At 45.8% G+C, this 21,515-nt stretch carries 19 protein-coding genes; 12 read left to right on the top strand and 7 right to left on the bottom strand.

The features are described 5' to 3' along the window. Nucleotides 1-62 precede the first annotated feature (62 nt). From rnc to ftsY, 4 genes are read left to right on the top strand one after another with little or no spacing between them, the layout of a single operon-like run. Nucleotides 63-755 (top strand): ribonuclease III, encoded by a 693-nt coding sequence (gene rnc, locus IGJ01_RS01550; protein ID WP_005227136.1) that lies wholly within the window; start codon nucleotides 63-65, stop codon nucleotides 753-755. Between the two features lie 15 nt (nucleotides 756-770). Continuing rightward, nucleotides 771-4,349, top strand: coding sequence for a chromosome segregation protein SMC (smc, locus tag IGJ01_RS01555; protein ID WP_430601321.1), 3,579 nt, complete (start codon nucleotides 771-773; stop codon nucleotides 4,347-4,349). Between the two features lie 12 nt (nucleotides 4,350-4,361). Continuing rightward, nucleotides 4,362-5,180 (top strand): Cof-type HAD-IIB family hydrolase, encoded by an 819-nt coding sequence (locus IGJ01_RS01560; protein WP_016619609.1) that lies wholly within the window; start codon nucleotides 4,362-4,364, stop codon nucleotides 5,178-5,180. A 1-nt stretch (nucleotide 5,181) separates the two neighbouring features. Then, complete coding sequence (gene ftsY / locus IGJ01_RS01565; RefSeq protein WP_087664795.1) at nucleotides 5,182-6,474, top strand: signal recognition particle-docking protein FtsY; 1,293 nt, start codon at nucleotides 5,182-5,184, stop codon at nucleotides 6,472-6,474. Between the two features lie 282 nt (nucleotides 6,475-6,756). Here the strand turns inward: ftsY and IGJ01_RS01570 are convergent, their stop codons facing one another. Next, nucleotides 6,757-7,125: a BlaI/MecI/CopY family transcriptional regulator gene (locus IGJ01_RS01570; RefSeq protein WP_005227140.1), complete on the bottom strand. Its 369-nt coding sequence runs from the start codon at nucleotides 7,123-7,125 to the stop codon at nucleotides 6,757-6,759. A gap of 244 nt (nucleotides 7,126-7,369) precedes the next feature. On the opposite strand from IGJ01_RS01570, the gene gshAB reads away from it, so the two are divergent. After that, complete coding sequence (gene gshAB, locus IGJ01_RS01575) at nucleotides 7,370-9,634, top strand: bifunctional glutamate--cysteine ligase GshA/glutathione synthetase GshB (protein ID WP_430601322.1); 2,265 nt, start codon at nucleotides 7,370-7,372, stop codon at nucleotides 9,632-9,634. Nucleotides 9,635-9,704: 70 nt separating this feature from the next. Here gshAB and IGJ01_RS01580 read toward each other — a convergent pair whose 3' ends face one another. After that, nucleotides 9,705-10,124 carry a hypothetical protein gene (locus IGJ01_RS01580; RefSeq protein ID WP_194199328.1) on the bottom strand — a complete coding sequence of 140 codons (420 nt, stop codon included), beginning with the start codon at nucleotides 10,122-10,124 and terminating at the stop codon, nucleotides 9,705-9,707. Between the two features lie 14 nt (nucleotides 10,125-10,138). Further along, a complete protein-coding gene (locus IGJ01_RS01585; protein ID WP_005232467.1) occupies nucleotides 10,139-10,591 on the bottom strand; it encodes a YueI family protein in 453 nt (150 codons plus the stop codon). 107 nt (nucleotides 10,592-10,698) lie between these two features. Here IGJ01_RS01585 and IGJ01_RS01590 point away from each other — a divergent pair, with 107 nt between their 5' ends. From IGJ01_RS01590 to IGJ01_RS01615, 6 genes are all read left to right on the top strand, one after another. Beyond that, a complete protein-coding gene (locus tag IGJ01_RS01590) occupies nucleotides 10,699-11,268 on the top strand; it encodes a GNAT family N-acetyltransferase (protein WP_016619612.1) in 570 nt (189 codons plus the stop codon). A 15-nt stretch (nucleotides 11,269-11,283) separates the two neighbouring features. Next, the gene (locus tag IGJ01_RS01595; RefSeq protein WP_086316797.1) at nucleotides 11,284-11,661 is read left to right on the top strand and encodes an iron-sulfur cluster biosynthesis family protein; all 378 of its coding nucleotides are present in this window, start codon (nucleotides 11,284-11,286) and stop codon (nucleotides 11,659-11,661) included. 1 nt (nucleotide 11,662) lies between these two features. Next, nucleotides 11,663-12,556 (top strand): metallophosphoesterase, encoded by an 894-nt coding sequence (locus IGJ01_RS01600; protein WP_430601323.1) that lies wholly within the window; start codon nucleotides 11,663-11,665, stop codon nucleotides 12,554-12,556. Between the two features lie 85 nt (nucleotides 12,557-12,641). Beyond that, a complete protein-coding gene (locus IGJ01_RS01605; RefSeq protein WP_005227147.1) occupies nucleotides 12,642-12,863 on the top strand; it encodes a DUF2829 domain-containing protein in 222 nt (73 codons plus the stop codon). Beyond that, complete coding sequence (locus tag IGJ01_RS01610; RefSeq protein ID WP_005232459.1) at nucleotides 12,860-13,609, top strand: 3-oxoacyl-ACP reductase; 750 nt, start codon at nucleotides 12,860-12,862, stop codon at nucleotides 13,607-13,609. Before IGJ01_RS01605 ends, IGJ01_RS01610 begins: the two co-directional genes overlap by 4 nt. Before the next feature lie 30 nt (nucleotides 13,610-13,639). Then, complete coding sequence (locus IGJ01_RS01615; protein ID WP_086316800.1) at nucleotides 13,640-14,206, top strand: nucleotidyltransferase family protein; 567 nt, start codon at nucleotides 13,640-13,642, stop codon at nucleotides 14,204-14,206. Between the two features lie 91 nt (nucleotides 14,207-14,297). Here IGJ01_RS01615 and IGJ01_RS01620 read toward each other — a convergent pair whose 3' ends face one another. The 4 genes from IGJ01_RS01620 to acnA form a co-directional block, all read right to left on the bottom strand. Beyond that, nucleotides 14,298-14,837 (bottom strand): biotin transporter BioY, encoded by a 540-nt coding sequence (locus tag IGJ01_RS01620; protein ID WP_005232455.1) that lies wholly within the window; start codon nucleotides 14,835-14,837, stop codon nucleotides 14,298-14,300. Between the two features lie 105 nt (nucleotides 14,838-14,942). Then, a complete protein-coding gene (locus IGJ01_RS01625; RefSeq protein ID WP_016611477.1) occupies nucleotides 14,943-15,797 on the bottom strand; it encodes a helix-turn-helix domain-containing protein in 855 nt (284 codons plus the stop codon). A gap of 104 nt (nucleotides 15,798-15,901) precedes the next feature. Further along, nucleotides 15,902-17,152 (bottom strand): NADP-dependent isocitrate dehydrogenase, encoded by a 1,251-nt coding sequence (gene icd / locus IGJ01_RS01630; protein WP_016611475.1) that lies wholly within the window; start codon nucleotides 17,150-17,152, stop codon nucleotides 15,902-15,904. Next, nucleotides 17,145-19,841, bottom strand: a complete 2,697-nt coding sequence (acnA, locus tag IGJ01_RS01635; protein ID WP_005232449.1) for an aconitate hydratase AcnA — start codon at nucleotides 19,839-19,841, stop codon at nucleotides 17,145-17,147. The genes icd and acnA overlap by 8 nt, the downstream gene beginning before the upstream one ends. Before the next feature lie 235 nt (nucleotides 19,842-20,076). On the opposite strand from acnA, the gene IGJ01_RS01640 reads away from it, so the two are divergent. Then, the gene (locus tag IGJ01_RS01640) at nucleotides 20,077-21,438 is read left to right on the top strand and encodes a citrate/2-methylcitrate synthase (RefSeq protein WP_086332918.1); all 1,362 of its coding nucleotides are present in this window, start codon (nucleotides 20,077-20,079) and stop codon (nucleotides 21,436-21,438) included. The last annotated feature ends 77 nt before the right edge of the window (nucleotides 21,439-21,515 follow it).

Here is a 21,515-nt window from a genome sequence, read left to right on the forward strand (position 1 = left end):
ATAATTCGGCAAAAACCAGTATAATAGGGAAGTGTCGATAAACTAATGAAGGAATGTGACAAATGAATACACAATTAACGAAAGAACTAAAAGAAAAGTTTGATATTGTGTTCCATGATGTAGATCTGCTTGAACAAGCGTTTACGCATTCATCTTATGTGAATGAGCACCGCAACTTGCACTTGTCAGATAACGAACGTTTAGAGTTTTTGGGCGATGCTGTCTTAGAGTTGATCGTTTCACGGTATTTGTATCGTGAATTGCCAGATCTGCCCGAAGGTAAGCTGACGAAGCTACGGGCGGCAATCGTTCGCGAAGACAGTTTATCCATGTTTGCCAAAGATTGCCGATTCGATGAATACATTCGTCTAGGCAAAGGGGAAGAAAACTCTGGCGGTCGTAAACGACCTTCTTTGCTTTGTGATCTATTTGAAGCCTTTTTAGGTGCGTTATACTTGGACCAAGGACTGGAAAGTGTCAGCGGCTTTTTGACGAAAGTTGTTTTTCCAAAAGTAAAAGCAGGTGCTTTTTCCCATGAGATGGATCACAAGACCCGCTTGCAAGAAGTCTTGCAGCGTGGCGGCGATGTTTCCATCAACTATCGTTTGATCAAAGAAGCAGGCCCCGCCCATGAACGGATTTTTTGGACGGAAGTCTATTGCGATGATACCTTGATCGGAAAAGGACAAGGAAAATCGAAGAAATTATCAGAACAGGACGCCGCGGCGAATGCCTTGGCGGATCTTGAACAGTAAGAGAGGACTGGCGGAGTGTATTTAAAACGAATAGAGATTGCCGGCTTTAAATCCTTTGCCGACCGCACAGTCATTGATTTCGAACATCGTGTGACTGCAGTCGTCGGACCAAATGGCAGCGGCAAGAGCAATATTACCGAAGCGATTCGTTGGGTTTTAGGAGAACAATCTGCCAAAAATCTACGTGGTGGCAAAATGCCTGATGTTATTTTTGCAGGTTCTGACACCCGCAGAGCGCTAAATATAGCGGAAGTGACGATCGTTTTAGACAATAGCGATCATTACTTGCCGATGGATTACAGTGAGATCAGCGTGACTCGCCGCTTGAGAAGAACCGGCGAAAGCGACTTTTTCTTAAATAAACAAGCTTGCCGCTTAAAGGACATCCAAGAGTTATTTATGGACTCTGGGCTGGGGAAAGAATCATTTTCGATCATTTCCCAAGGCAAGGTAGAAGCAATTTTCAGCAGCAAACCAGAAGACCGTCGTGGGATTTTTGAAGAAGCGGCGGGGGTATTGAAGTACAAACAGCGGAAAAAGAAAGCCGAGCAAAAGTTGTTTGAAACGGAAGACAATTTAAGCCGTCTACAAGATATCATTTATGAACTAGAAGATCAGTTGGTGCCTTTGGCAGCCCAAAGTGACGCAGCCAATCGCTTTTTAGCGTTAAAAGAAAAATTGACGACGGTTGATGTGGCCTATGCGGTCTTAGAGATCACGAAAGCAAAAGAAGCGTGGGAGACAGCCAAAGCTCAACTGAGTACCTTTAACCAAGAACTGGCGCAGATTTCCGAAAAGATCAACCAAGGGGAACTGTCGCTACATTCTTTGCGGCAACAACGTACCGCCTTTGATGAAACGTTGGAGCGTTTGAATCAGCAGCTTTTAGAGGTCACCGAAGGACTGAAGCAAGCCGAAGGGCAAAAAGAAGTCTTAGATGAGCGATCAAAACATACGCAAAAAAGCTCCGCGGAATACCAAGAAACCCTAGAGGAAGTTACGGAACGGGTCACGCTTTTAAATGAAGAAAAAGCGGAACTGATCGGCTTGCTTTCACAAAAGAATCGGAGTGTGCAGGAAGTTGAAGCAGCGATGCTGGCGTGTCAGCAAGAGCAGGAAAAGTACCAACGTTCAGCAAAAGAAATCATTGAAGAATTGCGTAGCCAATATGTCGAAGCCATGCAAGAGCAGGCAACGATCGGAAACGAATTGAAATACTTGGAGCGTCAATACCAGCAAGAAGCCGCGAAAAATCAAACGGCGTTGAGCAAGCAGACGCAAATGAATACGTCGTTGAAAGAAAAGACGACGGAAGCGCAAATCGTGGAAGAACAGCTAACGCAGGCTAAGGCGATTTTAGAAGAACAACGCAAGCAATATATCCATCTTCAAGAAAAAGCTCAAACCAACAAAAAACGCTTTGATGAAGAACAAAAGAAAATGTATCAGTTAATGAGTCAAGTGCAGCAAGTACGTGCGAAACAGCGCAGTCTGCAAGACATTCAAGAAAATTATAGCGGTTTTTATCAAGGCGTTCGCTTGATTTTGAAAAACAAACAACAGATCAGCGGCATCGTTGGCGCAGTAGCGGAGTTGATCGATGTGCCACAAGACTATACCGTGGCGATCGAGACCGCACTAGGCGCCGCTGCACAGCATGTCGTCGTTGAAAATGAACGAGATGCACGGGCAGCCATCACGTATTTGAAAGAAAATCGCGGCGGTCGTGCCACTTTCTTACCGTTGACGACCATCAAAGCCCGTCATTTGCCAGATTATGCCCGCAATCAAGCCAAGCAAGTGTCTGGCTTTATCGGTGTTGCCAGCGAATTGGTCCAGTCGCCTGAACACGTCCAAACCATTACGGATAACTTGTTAGGCAGTATCTTGATTGCCGAAGACTTGCAAAGTGCCAATGCGTTAGCACGGGCATTGAACTATAGCTATCGGGTCGTTTCCTTAGAAGGGGATGTCATGAATGCTGGCGGTTCCATGACAGGTGGCGCAACGAAGAAAAATGCCGGTAGTTTGTTTAGCCAAAGCAATGAGCTACAACAATTGACGGCACAAGCGGCGCAATTGGATGAGCGGCTTTTAAAAACAGAAAAGCAAGTCCAGCATTTTGAAGCAGCGACCAAAGAAGCACAAGCAGCACTAGAAGAATTGCGGACGCAAGGCGAACAGGCTCGTATGACGGAGCATGAACTGCAAAGCCGCTTACAAAATCTTGAGAATGACCTTAGCCGCTTGAAGCAAGAGCAGCAAGTGTTTGATTTTGAACATCGCGAAGTGCAAGCCTTCTTTGAAGAATATGATGAGAAGAAGACGAGTTTGGAAGAACAGCAAAAGAATATTGCGGCGCAATTGGCGAAAATCGATCAAGATATTCATCAAATGAATGCCGAAGAAGACTTGATCGAGGAAAAACGCCAAACCTTAGCACAAGAAAGTGCGCGCTTGCAGGCAGCTTTCGCCGTTCAAAAAGAACAAGTGGCGCATTTGCAGCAAAAAATTGCCGCTACGAATCAAGCATTGGAAGAAAACGAAGCGCGTCAGCACTCCTTAGAACGGCAGTTAGCTGCCTTGACAAGTAACGTCAGCGATCATGAGTTTTCAGAAGAAAACATTCTTCAGCGAATTGAAGCATTCACAAAAACCAAGCAGCAGGTAACAGCGGAATTGACGGTGATTCGTGAACAACGGCAAGTGGTTCAACAAGAAATCGGCGCATTAGACGAATCCCTGAGTGCTGAAAACTTAACGCAAAAAGAAAAGCTGTCAGAAAAAACTGAAGTTGAGATCGAAAAAAATCGCGCAGAATTGGTGATGGACAATCGTTTGTTGTATTTACAAGAAGAATACAATCTCACCTTTGAAAAGGCCGCGCAAGATTTCCCTGAAATCGAGGATGCAGAACAAGCCAAAATCGACATTCAGGAACTAAAACATGCGATCGAGCAAATTGGTCCAGTCAATTTAAATGCGATCGAACAATATGAACAAGTCAATCAACGGCATTTGTTCTTAACGAGTCAGCGAGATGATCTGCTGTCGGCTAAAGCACAGCTGTTTGATACGATGTCTGAAATGGATGAAGAAGTCAAAACCCGTTTCGGCGAAGTCTTCGATGCGATCCGTCTGCAATTCAAACAAGTATTTCCTAATATGTTTGGCGGCGGTCATGCGGAATTAGTCTTAACAGATCCGAAAGATTTATTGAACACTGGGATCGAGATTGAAGCCCAACCACCGGGCAAGAAATTGCAAAACCTCAGCTTGCTATCAGGGGGCGAACGGGCGCTGACTGCGATTGCGTTATTGTTTTCCATTATTCAAGTTCGTCCAGTACCATTTTGTGTGCTTGACGAAGTGGAAGCAGCATTGGATGAGGCCAATGTCTCTCGTTTCGGTCATTACTTGAGTGCTTTCCAAAATGATACGCAGTTTATCGTCGTGACCCACCGCAAAGGAACGATGGAAGCCGCAGATGTGTTGTATGGTGTGACCATGCAAGAGTCCGGAGTGTCGAAGACAGTGTCCGTGCGCTTAGAAGAAGTGCGTGAAGGCGGTAGTTTTGCAGCAGATCAAGCATAGAGGAGGAATGGTATGATTAAACTGATTGCGATCGATTTAGACGGAACGTTATTGAATGACAAAAAAGAAGTGACTCCTCGCAACAAAGAGGTACTTGCTCGTGCTAAAGCACAAGGCGTGAAAATCGTTATTTGTACCGGACGTCCGTTGCGGGCGATCCGTCCCTATTTAGAAGAATTATCGCTGAAAGAACCCGGCGACTACAGTATCACCTTTAACGGCGGTTTGGTTCAAAAAAATGAGACCGGCGAGATCATTGAAAAAGCAGCGATGCAGCTGGCAGATATCCATGAATTGGTTTCAGTGGCGGAAGACTTAAATTTGCCTCTAGACGTGGTATCAGAAGAGATCGTCTTGAGTTTGCCGACTTCAGCAGCGCATCCATCGATTTATGGCTCCTTGAATCCTTTATTGGATTGTCGTCCTTTTGCCGTAGCTGATCTGGATGAATCGATGCTCTATAATAAAGCGGTGATCGCCTACCATCAGGAAGTTTTGGATCCTAAGATCCCTGAGATTTCCTCAGAGATCCGCGAGAAATATGAAATCATCAAAAGCCGGAATAACCTGTTGGAATTTATGCCTAAAGGAATCACCAAAGCCTATGGTATCAGCCTATTGGCGCAAGATTTAGGGATCAAGCAAGAAGAAGTGATGGCGATCGGTGATGAAGAAAATGACTTGCCGATGATTCGCTATGCAGGGATTGGCGTAGCGATGGCCAATGCCGTTCCAATCATTAAAGAAGCGGCTGACGTTGTCACCCTTTCAAACCAAGAAGACGGTGTGGCAGCAGTGATTGAAGAATATGTCTTAAAAGGAGGTGCGTAAGATGGGATTTTTTGACAAAATCAAAAAAGCGCTGATTGGAGAAACCAAAGAAGCAGAGCAAGAAATCGACAAACCGATAGTCGATGCTGACTCACCAGAGGCACAGCGTTCAGAAGAAAGCCAGCCAGCACAAACTCCTGCTGAACAAGGCGCTTCAGAACCAGTGGCACCTGCAGAAGCCGCCGACTCCAGTGATTTGGAGGCAGAGCAAGAAACTGCGGAAGTGTCCCCGCAGCAAGAAGCAACGACAGCGAATAAAGGAGAAGAGGCACCAAGTATTCCAGAAGAAGTGGCTAAGGATACACCATCAGAGGAAGTACCAGCTTCTGAACCAATCCTTCAAGCAGCGCCAGAGACGGAAAGTGTGCAGGACAAATACACCAAAGGATTGACGAAATCACGGAAAACCTTTGGGCAACGGATGAACGAATTGTTTGCCAACTTCCGTACGGTGGACGAAGACTTCTTCGAAGAAGTGGAAGAAACGCTGATCGGCGCAGACGTCGGTTTTGATGCGGCGATGAAGATCGCGGATGCATTGAGACAAGAAGTCAAATTGCGTAATGTGAAGAAAACGGCAGATGTCCAAAATGTCATCATCGAAAAATTGGTTGACCTATATGGGGAAGCGGGTGTCGGTGAAGTCAACGAGTTGAACATGCAACCGGGGTTGACCGTCATTTTATTTGTTGGCGTGAACGGTGTTGGAAAAACCACCAGCATCGGGAAATTAGCCCATCAATTCAAAGCCGAAGGCAAGAAAGTCTTATTGGCTGCAGCGGATACTTTCCGTGCCGGTGCCATCGATCAATTAGTGGTCTGGGGTGAACGGGCTGGGGTTGAAGTCGTTCGTGGCAATGCAGGAGGCGATCCAGCAGCGGTTGTGTTTGATGCGATGGAGCGCGCAAAACGAGAAAATGCTGACGTTTTATTAGTAGATACCGCTGGTCGTTTGCAAAACAAAGTCAATTTGATGAACGAATTAGAAAAAATCAAACGGATCATTCAGCGAGTGGACCCAACGGCCCCTCATGAAGTCTTGCTCGTGTTGGATGCAACAACGGGGCAAAATGCCATGAATCAAGCAAAACAGTTTAAAGAGACGACGGATGTTTCTGGCCTCGTCTTAACCAAACTTGATGGCACAGCTAAAGGAGGGATCGTCTTGGCGATCCGTAACGAGCTGCGGCTGCCAGTCAAATTAGTGGGACTTGGAGAAGGCATCAACGATTTAGAACCATTTGATCCAAATGAATTTGTCGTCGGCTTATTCAAAGGCTTGATCAAAGAATAAAAAAAGAAGAGCCCTGTGTCAGGTCAAATACCTGCACATGGCTCTCCTTTATTGTTGCTTTTGTGAGATCAAAGGGAAGAGAAAACGGGTCGTCGTCTCTTTCCATGAGCTTGACTTGTGACGGAAAGCTGAGAACACTTGGCGTGGCAAATGTGGGTACAGCGATGCACGACTTTGCCAAAAATCAGGAAAAGCAGTTTGAACGATTCGTTTTCTTCTGCACTGTCTAAAAACTTTGGGAAGTATCAGGCAGAATACAACGAGTTGAACGAGGGGGAAAGATTATTTCTTAAGTTCCCCTTGGCGCTCAGTGATCATTTTTTCCAAGTTGTTCAACGTATCGATGTCTTTGTTGGTTTCGATAAAGTTCGTAATCAAATTCAATAAAGATTGATCAGACAATTCTGCTGCTAAGAAGTCTTCTTGGGTCACATTCGGAGAATACAACCGAGTCAAAACAGTACCGCTGTAGCCGATATCTGCTACTTTCAATAAGTCGTGGTTTTTTAGTTTACGTACGACTGCTTGAATGGTATTCTTGCTTAGATCTTGCTGTTGGACAGCAATGTCATTTGCAGAAAGAGGTTTGTCTGAATTCCAGAAGATATTCATGATTTGACGTTCGCGTTTGGTAAGATTAAGTGGCTTCATTCACTATTCTTCCTTTCAAAAAGAGTAATATGGACATAATAATTTACTGTTCTATAAGCAGTATACTTTATTTTGAAGGTAAATATCAAATTTATTCAAGTATTTTATAAATTCTTGGTAATTTTAGTAAGAGATATTACAAGTGAAGAGCAAATTTCTGCATTTTTCACCATTTTTCACTATAATAGATGGAAAGAAACAGAATATAAGAAAAAAATAGTAGAAGAACATAGAGGGCAGTCGAATGAAAATAAAAACATTGTTATCACATAAAGAGCTTTTTCCCTATTTATTGAAAGGACGCTATGGGATTGAGCGTGAAGCGCAACGGGTGCGGCTCGATGGGACGTTCGCGGGAACCGATCATCCTAAAGCGCTGGGCAATCGGCGCTTCCATCCGTATATCCAAACAGATTTTGCGGAAAATCAACTGGAACTGATCACGCCGGTCGCTGATTCAGTGGATGAATTGTTCCGTTTTTTAGGGGCTATTCATGATGTGGCGTATCGTTCGATGTCAGCAGAAGAAATGCTCTGGCCTTTGAGCATGCCACCGGCTTTACCAGAAAAAGAAGAAGACATCGTCATTGCTAAATTAGACCAATTTGAAGATGTGCTCTACCGCCGCTATTTGGCCAAAACTTATGGTCGCCGTAAGCAAATGGTCAGTGGGATACATTTCAATTTTGAATTTGCGGAAGACTTTTTGCAGCAACTGTATGCTTTATCTGAAACGAAGGAAAGCTATCAAGCCTTTAAAACGGCGCTTTATTTGAAAGTAACTCGCAATTATTTGCATTATCGCTGGTTTTTGACGTATTTCTTTGGGGCGACCCCTGCATCAGAAGCCAATTATTTTACGACAGAAAACGGACCGCAAGAACCAGTCCGCAGTATTCGCAATAGCCGTTATGGCTACACGAATCACGAAGACGTCAAGGTATCTTATGCTTCGTTAGAGACCTATCTTGCGGATATTGCCAAATTAGTGGAGACAGGAAAGCTTTCAGAAGAAAAAGAATTTTATGCGCCAGTGCGTTTACGTGGGGGAAAACGGGTCGCAGATCTAGCCTCAGCTGGTATCCGTTATATTGAGTTAAGAAATATCGATATCGATCCCTTTGCCCGCTATGGCATTTCCAAAGAGCAAGTCGCGTTCTTACATTTCTTCTTATTGTTTTTAAGTACAAAAGAAGAAGGCAGCGATGCCGATGCGTGGATCGAAGAAGGCAATCAGAAAAATGATCAGGTCGCATTAGAACACCCACTTGCACCATTGGCTTATCAGCAAGAAGCGCAAGCACTGATTGCTGAAATGATGGACTTTGCCCAAGCCCTTGAGCTGCCGCATCCGCCATTTTTGGATCAGCTTTCTGTGATGCTGGCTGAACCAGAAAGAACCTTCGCCGGACGTCTTTTCTCAGCGAGTCAAGCAACCAGCCAAGCGCAGACAGCAACATTGCTGGGACAAAAGTATCATCAAGCTGCTTGGGAAAAACCGTATCAATTAGCTGGCTTTCGAGCAATGGAATTGTCGACCCAGATTCTCTTGTTCGATGCGATCCAAAAAGGTATCGAAGTGACGGTACTGGATGAAACGGATCAGTTCTTGAAATTAGCCGTGAAAGACCACATCGAATATATTAAAAATGCCAATATGACCAGTAAGGATCAGTACATCGTCCCATTGATCATGGCGAATAAAACGGTCACCAAAAAAATCTTAGCCGAAAATGGCTTTCATGTACCAGGTGGTGCTGAATTCGCTTCGGCAGAAGAAGCGATCGCGTTTTATCCTCAAGTTGCCCACAGCGGGTTTGTGGTAAAACCGAAAACCACCAACTATGGGATCGGTATCTCGATTTTCAAAGAAGGCGCCTCTTTAGCGGATTATCAAGCGGCGGTCGCCATTGCCTTTGCGGAAGATGATTCGATCCTCGTTGAGACCTTTTTATCAGGGACAGAATATCGGTTCTTCGTGATCGATGGGCGAGTTGATGCGATTTTATTACGTATCCCAGCCAATGTCGTGGGTGACGGCAAGCGTACGATCACGGAACTCGTCGCAGAGAAAAATCTCGATCCATTGCGCGGCACCCATCATCGGACTCCATTAGAGTTGATTCAATTAGGGGAACTGGAACAACTGATGTTAAAAGAGCAAGGGTATCAAGTTGATTCAGTGCCGGAAGAAGGGCAGATCGTTTATCTGCGAGAAAACTCGAATATCAGTACTGGCGGTGATTCTATCGATGTAACGGATGACTTCAACGATGACTACAAACAAGTAGCAGTCGATGCGGTCGCCGCATTACAAGCGTCTATCAGTGGAATCGATCTGATTATTCCAGATAAAACCAAGCCAGCCAATGAACCGGGGGCTTATGGAATCATTGAAGCCAATTTCAACCCAGCGATGCATATGCACGTTTATCCATACAGCGGGAAAGGCCGACGCTTAACTATGTCTGTTTTACGCCTGTTGTTCCCTGAAGTCTTCGAAAGCTGATGGAAGCTTAGAGAGCAAAGAACTGCACACTCTGGAAGGTGATTCCCTTCGAAAGTGTGCAGTCTTTTTATTAGGCTTCAAAAGTAGCGATCTCAATCGTTTGTTTTGTTTCTTCCACCTTGAGACCCGTTCGGGCTTCCCACCATTGTTTCATTTCTTTTTCATACGTGGTAGGAAAACGTTGGATCAAGGTCAATAACGGTACGCCTTGAATCGAGGCATAGGGAAAGTTTAAAACGAGATTGTACTTCAGTTCCGACAGGAGGCTATAATATTGAAACATCATAAAGTTCATTTCATTCTGATCCTCCAGTAGGAGTACTTTCGGAGCGCGATCCAGCATAAAACCCAAGCTGCGCATCATGAACAATACGCCATCCAGATGGCTCGATTCGATCGTAGGGGCCGTTTTCAACAAATCGATATGCAAATCCAAAGCATCAAGCAGTTCTTTCTTTAATGAAAGGTAGGGCGGTGTTGATTGTTCCATGATAGTTCCTCCTTTTAATGGAAAAGACGTTTCCAAAATGACGTTTTCTCTGGTTGTTCGTGCTCTTTATCTGATGGAGCGGCAGCTGCAGGGTATTTTTTTTCGATATCGATGACGTCTTGATTGACGGCTTCTTTCCCGGCAATCAGCAAGCCGATACTGTCTGGACCGGCATCTTGGGCATCGGAGACGATCCGAAATTCCATCTGTTGTTTGGTCAGTAAAGTGATGTAATCGGTCTGGATCGATTCTGGCAATTTTCCGTTGAGCAGCACGAGCGCACCTTGATAATCTGGTAAGGCGTTCAAGAGCGTTTTCTGGTTGTCCTTCTTCTTCATTTCTGTTACTGTCATACTAAGATAACACCGTTCACGAAACGTGCCTAAATACTTGCGCTGTTCATCTGGGTTGACGCGAGGCGTCCCATACATTCCTGTATCAAGGCGTTTTTCTAATTCGTCTGACATTGAAGTATCCTCCTCAAAGCGTTTACTTATGCTTATTATAGCATATCCAGTAAATAGCAAAAGAGGGGTGCGATCGTGAGAGAGTATTGACAGAAAGTAGGGATCCTATGACAACAAAAGAACGACATTTGCTATTATTAGCAGAAAATCAGCGGTTGGAGACACCGAGGCTACTCTTGCGCCCCGTTTCCTTGGCGGATGCAGCGGACATGTTTGCCTATGCAAATGATGAAGAAACGACAGCCTTCGTCTTTGCTAGACATGGGTCGGTTGACGAAACAAAACTGCGCATCGCCGAGTATTTTGTTGCTGCACCCTTAGGAAAATTTGCGATCGAAGAAAAAGACTCAGGCAAAATGATCGGGACCATCGATTTACGGGTGGAATCTGAAAAAGAGATCGCTGAGCTTGGTTATACATTAAGTCGCGATTACTGGGGGCAAGGGATCATGCCAGAAGCGGCAATGACACTGCTGCATTTTGGTTTTGAAACACTCGAATTGATTCGGATTTTTGCTCGACATGATGCCCGAAATCCCAAGTCTGGACGGGTTATGGAGAAAATTGGGATGAAATTGGAAGCAACGATCCCAGCTGCCCGCAAATCGGGTGAAGAAATCATCGATGAAGTCACGCGCGGCATCACCCTTGAGGAATGGAAAAAACGTATTATGTAAAGGAGGGCTCTCGTCATGGAACTGAACATTGAGCCAGCAGCAATTGAAAAAATAACCCCTTATGTGCAGCCAGACGATCGTCTCTATTTGGATTTTGAAGACGGCGTCGGTCCGTTTCCCGCAACGGAGATCACCTGCCGTTTGGACATCCATTTTCGCCTGATTATCGTGCCGCAAAGCTATCCAGAAGAAGGATTGGCGATCTATGACACCCCTTTAACGACACCCTTAGGCACGATTTGGTTGAAGCAAGGGGCACAGGTGTATTTAGAAGAACAGACCCGGTTGCAGGTGGAACCGACCTATCAACGGTTGCAATTGATTGGAAATAGCGGGATCTTAGCTAACGATGTCCAATTGTTACGGATCGAAAAGCAGACGGCAGGCCACTGATATGGGCACGCTGGCGGTTATTAGCGACTTGCACGTCGATATCAACCAATTATTCGACCCCCATCTGAAGCTGATCGCTGATTATTTGCAGCAAAATCAGGTGACCCATCTGCATCTGGCAGGAGATGTGGCGAATAAAAAGCAACGGCTATTAGACGTGGTCGCATTTTTTCAAAGTCGACAGGTGCCAACGACCTTTCACTGGGGCAATCATGAAATGGTGGACTTGACGGAACAAGAGACCGAGGCTTTCGATGATCCCGCCTTTCTTAATTTTCAGACGTATCGCTTATCAGAAAAAACACTGCTGTTGGGAATCAATGGCTGGTATGACTACCAATATTCTGATCTGACCAGTGAATCTGAGATCTTGCGGCTGAAAAATTTGTTTTGGTATGACCGCATGATTCAGCGAAAGGGATCGGATAAGGAAATCAGCCAAGCCATCAATGAGCGTTTAGCGGAAACATTGGCCCGTTTGCCGCAAGACCAAGAAATTCTTCTTTCTACCCATTTTGTGCCCCAAGAAGCGTTTATTGTTCGTCAGACCGGCAAGTATGCCCGCTGGAACCACCTAAATGCGTTTTTAGGGTCGCCCGATTTTGGCGCAGTGATCGACCGCTACGCCAATGTTCGGGCAGTTGTCTTTGGGCATACCCATCGACGCTTTGAGAAAAAAGAACTTGCGGGAACCAGCTACTATTGCCGCCCCTTCGGCTACTATTATGAATGGCAGTTGACCCGCCGGTTCGTTATGGAAAATCACTTAGCAGAAGCATATTCGCCAACGAAAGTTCGGACGCTGCTGCGAAACCATCATGAGGCATTTGAGGACTATAAAACGACGCATCTTTTAGAAGAATTGGCGCAAGCGATCACACTACTGCCGTATTAGCGCAGCAACCGAGTCCTGCTTGTTTTCGTAATTGAATTTCCAAGCAATTTAAACCATTAGAAGAAAAACCCAAAGGAGAAAAATCATGACATTTGAAGAAATCTTACCAGAATTAAAAGCCGGCAAAAAAATCATCCGTGAAGGTTGGGGCGGTTTTGAACTTTATGTGACATTCGTTGAAGGGGAAGTGTACGACAATGCCCCAGTCACCCCTTACTTTTTGATCAAAACAGCAGATGAGGGATTCTCGAGTTTCGCACCGACTGTTTGCGACATTCTTGCGGAAGATTGGAAAATCGTGGAATGACAGCATCGTGGATCGATGACAAAACGATTGTGTTTGTCACAGGAGCTGCTTCAGGCATCGGCAGAGCGCAAGCAGAGGCGTTTCTTGCAGAAGGCGCTCAAGTATTTGGGGTTGACTGCCAATCGTTTCCTGATACGCTTTTAGCCCAGCCCCGCTTTTTCGGCACGTGTTGCGATTTAGCGGTGGAAGAAAATTGTCTTGCAGCGGTCCAAGCTTGTGTTACACACTTTGGTGGCATGACGATCTTGTTGAATACAGCCGGGAAACTAGATGGCTATCATACGATCGCTGAGACGACATCAATGGAGTGGGAGGAGATATTTCAAACCAATGTCTCCAGCATGTTTTATTTAACGAAAGAAATTTTGCCGCTGATGCAAGCCAATGGTGGCGGAACGATCATTAATATGGCGTCGATCGCTGGAATGGTCGCAGGTGGAGGTGGGATCGCTTATACAACCGCAAAACACGCGATCGTCGGGTTTACCAAACAGTTGGCATTGGATGTTGCAGATCAAGGGATCTCGGTGAAGGGCATCGCGCCAGGTGCGATTCAAACGCCGATGAATGCGGCTGATTTTGCCGGTGACGGAAAAATGGCGCAATGGGTGGCAGAGGAGACGCCGGTCAAGCGTTGGGCGCAACCAGAAGAAGTTGCAGCGCTGACCCTTTTTCTTGCCAGCCCGCAAGCTAGTTACTTGCAGGGGGCGATCGTGCCCATCGACGGTGGTTGGACCTTGAAATAACTAGCCTGAGCCCATTAGAGGAGGACGCCAATGAAGGAACAAGCGATCCAGAACTTGTTTGCAAAAAATCGTGAATGTCGACAACTGCTTACGATCATTGAAGCGTTACAGCTTCCGGATTGCTGGCTGTGTGCCGGGTACCTGCGGAATTATTTATGGGGTTTTCTCAGCGGAAAAATAGCGGAGGTGCCGATAACCGATATTGATGTCGTGTTTTATGATCCGACTGTAAGCGTAGAAGAAACAGCAGCGATCGAAGCGCAACTGCGCCGTTCGTTTCCCGAATTTCCTTGGGAGGTTCGAAACCAAGCGTTGATGCACCAGCACAACTTTGCCGAGGAACCCACTTATACAAGTACCTTCGATGCTTTAACGAAGTTTCCAGAGCGTTGTACAGCGGTGGCGGCACGAATGAAACAAGGCGAGATTGAATTGATGGCGCCTTTCGGTTGGCAGGATGTTTGCAGTTTTCGGGTGCGTCCAACACCGCATTTCGCCCAAAATGACCAGTACCTTGCGGTTTACCGACAACGCCAAGCGATGAAGCAGTGGCAGAAAGTTTGGCCGCAGTTGTTGATTGAAGAGATCGACAACTAAAAAAGAACACTCGCGTGATGTGGCGATTTCCAAAAGTTAGACGAAAAAGCTAACTGATGGGAATCGCTGCATATGACGCGAGTGTTTTTTATTAACGCAAAGCCAGTCGTTGCGCCAAGCGGTTTCTTAAAAAGATACCTAGATAAGCTGCGGCAACGGCTTTGATGATCCCGGGGATAATAAACAAAACAAAACCACCGTTAAAAGCCGCCGGCCATGCCATGCCAGTGCTCCATTTCAGCCATAATGTACCAAACAACAAAGTTGCCAGCGCACCGACAATATTGCCGATCACTGCTCCTGTGTAGCGAAACGCCGTTTTTTCTACGACCAATCCAGTAAGCAATCCGTTAAAGAGGAAGCCGACTAAATAGCCTCCGGTTGGTCCTAACAAAACACCGACACCGCTGGAAAAACCAGCGAAAACGGGCAAACCGATCAATCCTAACAGCAAGTAGATGATGATCGCCATCGTTCCTGTTCGCGTGCCGAGGAAAGTCACCGCCAGTCCAATCGCAAAGGTTTGTCCTGTCAATGGGATCAAACCGAACGGAATCGTCAATTGGGAAAGACCAGCAATAATGATCGCAAATAATGCGGCATGGATTTGTTCACGTAATGATAATTTCATCGAATCCTTCTCTCTAGTAATAATTTCGTTAACCTAAAAAAGATTTATTTGGTTAACGAAATTATAAACGGTGGTTTACCAAAAGTAAAGAAGAATCTTGTTTTTTTAGTGTCCTTTTTTTAATAGGACAAGTAAGTTCTTTGAGGAGAGGAAAGGGGCGATTTCTTCCAATTCATCTGTTGAGAAGGGCAGTGCTTGAACAAGCCGGCAGATCGTTGCTTCTGTCAGAAACGGCAGCAGTTCTTCGATTTCATCATAAGACAAGCGTTCTGATGCGGTAACGTTTGGCTGTTCCAGGGCCGTCAGCAGGAGTTCATCCAGATACGGTGCAGGTAAAAAGGGAAGCAGTTCTTCAATCTCAGAAAAGCGAAAGTCAGGGGGTTCAAGCCAGCCTTTGATTTCTCCCGCCAAAAAGTTGGGGGTTAAAAAGGGCGCCGCCTCTTCCCAAAAAGCCATGGAATAGTGGTTGCCTTTAAGGATCTCTTCTATTTGGGGCTTTTTCAAAAACGGCAAGAGTTCTTCCATGACATCTTCTGGGATATTTTCGGCGCCATTAAGCAAGTGCTGCAAGTCAGCACTATTCAAATGAGGAGCTAGTCTAGGCAATAAGTCTAGGTCTAAAGAAGATTCTTGAAACGGTTCTTCTTGAATCAGTGCCGATAGTTCTTGCGGTTTGATCAGCGGAGCTAGTTCGGCGATTTCTTTTGGCTGCGCGGTTCCTGCTTGATAATGTTGAACCGCAGCTGCTGGCTTCCCTAACAGCTCATCGATCGATAGGCCTAAAATCGCCGCTAGCTGCGGCAATTTTTCAATGTCCGGCAGTGAGTTGCCCCGCTCCCAATTACTGACCGCTTGATAGCTGACAAGTAATTGGTCGGCCAAGTTGCTTTGGGTCAGATTTTTTTCTTTGCGTTTGGTAGCGATCTGCTGACCAATTTTTCTCATGTTGAATTCACTCATAAATGAATTCCCCCTTTCATGCTCTAAGTATAGTTTCTCAAAAGGTGAAAACGCAATCAAGCTGTGATTGAGCAGGCAAATGCCGACTCAATCACAGCTTGAGTTTACGAATGGATCAGCTGAAGGAGGTATTCACCAAACGCTTGTGTCGTTAAACAGACGGCTTCGGGCATCAACTGTGCGAAGTCGGCAGTGACGTGCTGACTTTGCAAGGCTTGTTCAATGGCTTGCGTCAGTATTGCAGCAGCTTCCGGCCAGTTCAAATGTTCTAATAGCATGCACGCCGATAGCAACAGGGAACAAGGATTGGCTTTGCCAAGTCCCGCGATATCCGGTGCCGTTCCGTGGGTAGCTTCAAAGATGGCTGCCCCAGTATCGTAGTTGATATTGGCGCCGGGGGCGATCCCGATGCCGCCAACTTGTGCAGCGAGTGCATCAGAAATGTAGTCGCCGTTCAAATTACAAGTGGCAATGACATCGAATTTTTCTGGATACAAAAGGATCTGCTGTAAAAAGTTGTCGGCGATCACATCGTTAACAACGATCTTTCCAGCCGTTTTTGCCGAGGCAAGGGCGGCTTCGGCTGCCTTTGAACCATTTTCTGCTTTGATTTTGTTGTATTGATTCATTGTAAAACACTGGTCGGCGTACGTGGTTTCTGCAAGCTGATAGCCCCAGTTTTTAAATCCGCCTTCTGTAAATTTCATGATATTGCCTTTATGCACCAGTGTCACCGTGGGCCGCTTTTGAGTAATCGCATACTCAATGGCAGCAGCGATCAAGCGCTGACTGCCTTCTAAAGAGATCGGCTTGATGCCAATAGCGGCAGTTTTAGGAAAACGAATCGCCTTGACGGCAAAGTCTGCTTGCAGTGTCTGGATCAAACGCTGTGTTGCGTCGTCGTCTTTGGCAAATTCGATGCCAGCATAAACATCTTCAGTATTTTCTCGAAAGATCACCATATCGGTTTTTTCTGGCTGTTTTAAAGGCGAAGGGACCCCTGTAAAATAGCGAACAGGTCTGACACAGGCATAAAGATCCAGGGTCTGCCGTAAGGTGACATTCAAGGAGCGAAAGCCCTCGCCAATCGGGGTAGTCAACGGTCCTTTCAAGGCGTATTGCTGGGCCTTGATCGTATCGATGGTTGCTTGCGGTAGCCATTCCCCTGTCTGTTCAAAGGCGGCTTCTCCAGCTAAAACTTCCAGCCACTCGATGTGGCGCTGATTGTCATAAGCTTTATTCACAGCTGCATCAATCACAGGTTGCGCAGCCTGCCAAATCTCGGCACCGATGCCGTCTCCTGCAATGTAAGGAATGGTGATCGTCGTTGCTTCATGGGTTGTTTGGTTAGACATGGGCAGCTCCTCCTAATTCCGCTTTTTTTCGAATGACCATTGGCAAAATTCCTTGATGCTTCCAATAGCGAATATCTGCAGGGGCATCAAAGCGTAGACGGGTCATAAAGGAGACAGTCCCTCCGTCGGTCCGTTGCGCAGTGACTTCGACCAGCTGCTTGACCGCTGGCTCTTCTGGCAAAGCAATCGAGAATGTTTCGCTGCCATCTAAAGCAAAAGAGGCGGCACTTTCACCAGCCAGATATTCAAGAGGAATGATCCCCATCATGACCAAGTTGCTGCGATGGATCCGTTCGAAGCTTTCTGCTAAAACGACTTTAACGCCTAACAATTGTGTTCCTTTGGCGGCCCAGTCGCGAGAAGAACCCATGCCATAATCTTTACCGGCTAAAATGATACAGCTTTGGCCGGCTTTTTGGTAATTCATAGCGGCATCAAATATCGACAAGGTTTCCCCAGTTGGAAAATAATGCGTGACACTGCCAGTACTGCCAGGAACCAGCTGGTTTTGCAGACGGATGTTGCCGAAAGTCCCCCGCATCATAATCTGATGATTGCCGCGCCGCGAACCAAAGGAATTGAATTCACGATATGGAACTTCTTTTTCTTGTAAAAATTTTCCAGCTGCTGAATCCATACTGATGCTGCCGGCAGGAGAAATATGGTCAGTGGTGACGGAATCACCCAATTTTGCCAAGACTTTCAGATCGGCTAAGACATCTGGTTTAGGCAATTCTTTGGTCAATGTTTCAAAGTAGGGCGGATGAGCAATGTAAGTAGATTGTTCCTCCCATTCATAACATGCGCTCGTGGTGGTTTCGATCGCATTCCAGCGTTCATTGGCATCAAAAAGATGCTCATAGGCAGCGCGAAATGCTTCTGGTCCGACGTATTCTTGAACGTAAGCATTGACTTCTTCATTGCTAGGCCAAATATCAGACAAATACACCGGCTCGTCATTGACGATAGCTAATGGTTCTTTTGTAAGATCTTTGCGAGTGCTGCCAGCGATCGCATAGGCAACAACTAACGGCGGCGAAGCCAAATAATTGGCTTTGATCTGTGGATGGATTCTTCCTTCAAAATTCCGATTGCCTGACAGAACCGACGCCACCAGTAGATTTTCCGCCTCAATTGCTTCAGCGACCGGCGCTTCTAAAGGACCGGAATTTCCGATACAGGTGGTACAACCGTAGCCCACTAAATAAAAGCCGAGTTGCTCTAAATACGGCAGCAGACCACTGTTTTGCAAATAGGTGGTCACGATCTGGGAACCAGGTGCAAGGGAGGTTTTGACCGTACGAGGGACGGTCAAACCTTTTTCAATGGCTTTTTTGGCCAATAAGCCTGCAGAGAGCATGACGAAAGGATTGCTAGTATTCGTACAGCTAGTGATCGCCGCCAAAACGATATCGCCGGTCTCTAATTTGTCTGCTGCAGCATCTGGCCAAGTAACGCTGGCTTCTTTTTGCCATTCATCCTCCGAAAGTCCAAAGCCCTTGGGACCAACGGCTGCTGTGACTGATTGTTCAAAATCCTGACGGACTGCTGGAAGCAAAATCCGATCTTGCGGGCGTTTGGGGCCCGCTAATGCCGGCTGAACTTCTGCTAGATCAATGGTGATCGCCTTAGTATAGGTCGGCACGGTCGTTTCATCATAAAAGAAATGGTTGGCTTTGGCGTAAGCGGTAACGAGTTCGATCAGCTCGCTGGAGCGCCCGGTCGTTGCCAAGTAGTTCAAGGTCTCTTGGTCGATCGGACAAAAACCGCAAGTGGCACCATATTCAGGGGCCATGTTCGCTAATGTCGCCCGATCGGCTAAGCTCAAATGACCATAGCCCGGGCCAAAGTATTCGACAAATTTTCCAACCACTTTTTCGATCCGCAGCACTTCGGTTACTTTTAGTGCTAAATCGGTTGCTGTGGTACCTGCAGGCATCTCGTTGATAAATTTCACCCCGATGACTTCAGGTGTAGGAAAGAAAGAAGGTTCGCCAAGAATCGCAGCTTCCGCTTCAATACCGCCAACCCCCCAACCGAGGACCCCCAAACCGTTGATCATCGTGGTGTGAGAATCGGTTCCTTGCAATGTATCAGGAAACAGCAGACGTTGGTCTTCGTGTGTTTTTTGCAAGATCACATCAGACAATGATTCGATGTTGACTTGATGAATGATCCCTGTTTCAGGCGGAACGACTTCGAAATTGTCGAAAGAACCTTGTGCCCATTTCAAGAATTGATAGCGTTCTGCGTTGCGTTCAAATTCCCGCTCCGTATTAAAAGCGATCGCCCCAGGCGTACCGGCTTGATCGACTTGCACAGAGTGGTCGACGACGAGTGTGACGGGGATCTCAGGATTGATGTCTTCTGCGGCACCGCCTAAAGCGACCATCGCATCCCGCATGGCAGCCAGATCAACAACTGCAGGCACCCCAGTAAAGTCTTGCAAGACGACCCGCTCTGGTTTGAATGGCACGACACCGGTAGGGCTTTCTGCCTGCCAATTCGCTAAAAATGGTAAATAATCCTCTGTAATTTCCTCGTCCTGATGACGAGCAACACTTTCCAATAAAACTCGAATGGAGTAGGGCAAGCGAGATAAATCAGCCCCTAAGTCTTGGGTGATTTTCGCTAAGTCAATATACGTGTATTGCGTGTCATTGACGGTGAGTTGAGTTTGCCACTTCATAAGAATCCTCCTTTTTACGAAGATAATCGTACTTATTAGGAATAATTATACGTTGATAATTTAAAAAATCAATTAAATTTATGAAAAATATTTCATTTTCTAAACATCGTGCTATAATGTGTGAAAGTTTGTTAAAAAGCAACGATTTTATAGGATGACTATTTTAACGATGTTTGTATACGGTTAAATAACATTATAGTCGATAGTTTGTAGAAAGATTGGAGGTAACATCACCGTGGAAAGATTAGAAAAGAAAGAGAAATTGTCCTATCTTGCATCGCAATGTCAGAAATACAATTTGATAGATATGAATCTTTATTCAGAATATGATGTAAAGCGTGGACTGAGGGATTTAAATGGCACGGGGGTCTTAGCAGGTCTTACGACGATCTCCACCATTTATCCAGAAAAAATCATTGCCGGCAAGCCAGTTGAAGCTTGTGGCGAGCTGCGTTATCGCGGAATTGACATCAATGAGTTAGTAGCAGGGTTCGTCAATGAAAAACGTTTTGGCTTTGAAGAAATTGCATATTTATTACTTTTCGGCGAACTGCCAAACAAAACAGAACTTGCGGCATTTCATTGCCTATTAGCAGAAAAACGTACTTTGCCGACCAATTTTGTTCGTGACGTCATTATGAAAGCACCTTCTTCTGATATCATGAATAGTTTATCTCGCAGTATCTTGACACTGGCAAGTTACGATCCACAAGCAGATGACATCAGCATTGAAAATGTATTGGAACAAAGTCTGATGCTGATCAGTGTCTTTCCGCTCTTGGCAATCTACGGCTATCATGCCTACAATCATTACAATCAAGGGGAGAGTATGTATATCCACCGCCCGACCGAAGAGTTGAGTACAGCTGAAACGATTTTGACTATGCTGCGTCCAACGAAAGAATATAGCTTCCAAGAAGCCCAAACATTGGATATGGCACTGGTTTTGCATATGGAACATGGCGGCGGGAATAATTCGACCTTTACGACACGAGTCGTTACCTCCAGTGGGACGGATACCTATTCAACGATTGCTGCAGCGCTAGGTTCTTTGAAAGGGCCTAAACACGGTGGTGCTAATATCAAAGTGACAGAAATGATGGGAGATTTGAAGCGCAACGTTGCTGATATTACCGATGAACAGGCCGTCCGCACTTATTTGGAAGCAGTCCTAGATAAAGAAGCATTTGACCGTAAAGGATTGATTTATGGCATGGGCCACGCGGTTTACAGCGACAACGACCCTCGTGCGGCGATCTTTAAAAATTATGTAGCCAAACTGGCACAAGAAAAAGGATCAGAAGCTTGGCAAGAATATCAATTGTATACGATGGTCGAACGCATTGCTCCTCAAGTCATCAATGAAAAGCGCAAAATCTACAAAGGAGTCAGTGCCAATATCGACTTTTTCAGCGGGTTTGTTTATAACATGTTGGATCTACCAGAAGAACTGTATACACCAATGTTTGCTATTGCACGGATCGTTGGTTGGTCCGCCCATCGGATCGAAGAGCTGGTCAACGCACAAAAAATCATGCGCCCCGCCTATAAAGAAGTGTCAAATGATCGCGAATATATCGATATAGAGTCAAGATAGATCAAAACAGCAGGGAGGACGCTCGCTGCTGTTTTTGTTTTGGACATTTGAAAAGATGGTATTGAGCTGTTTTTGCG

Source organism: Enterococcus sp. AZ089 (assembly GCF_050547225.1).
Lineage (GTDB): Bacteria > Bacillota > Bacilli > Lactobacillales > Enterococcaceae > Enterococcus_D > Enterococcus_D entomosocium.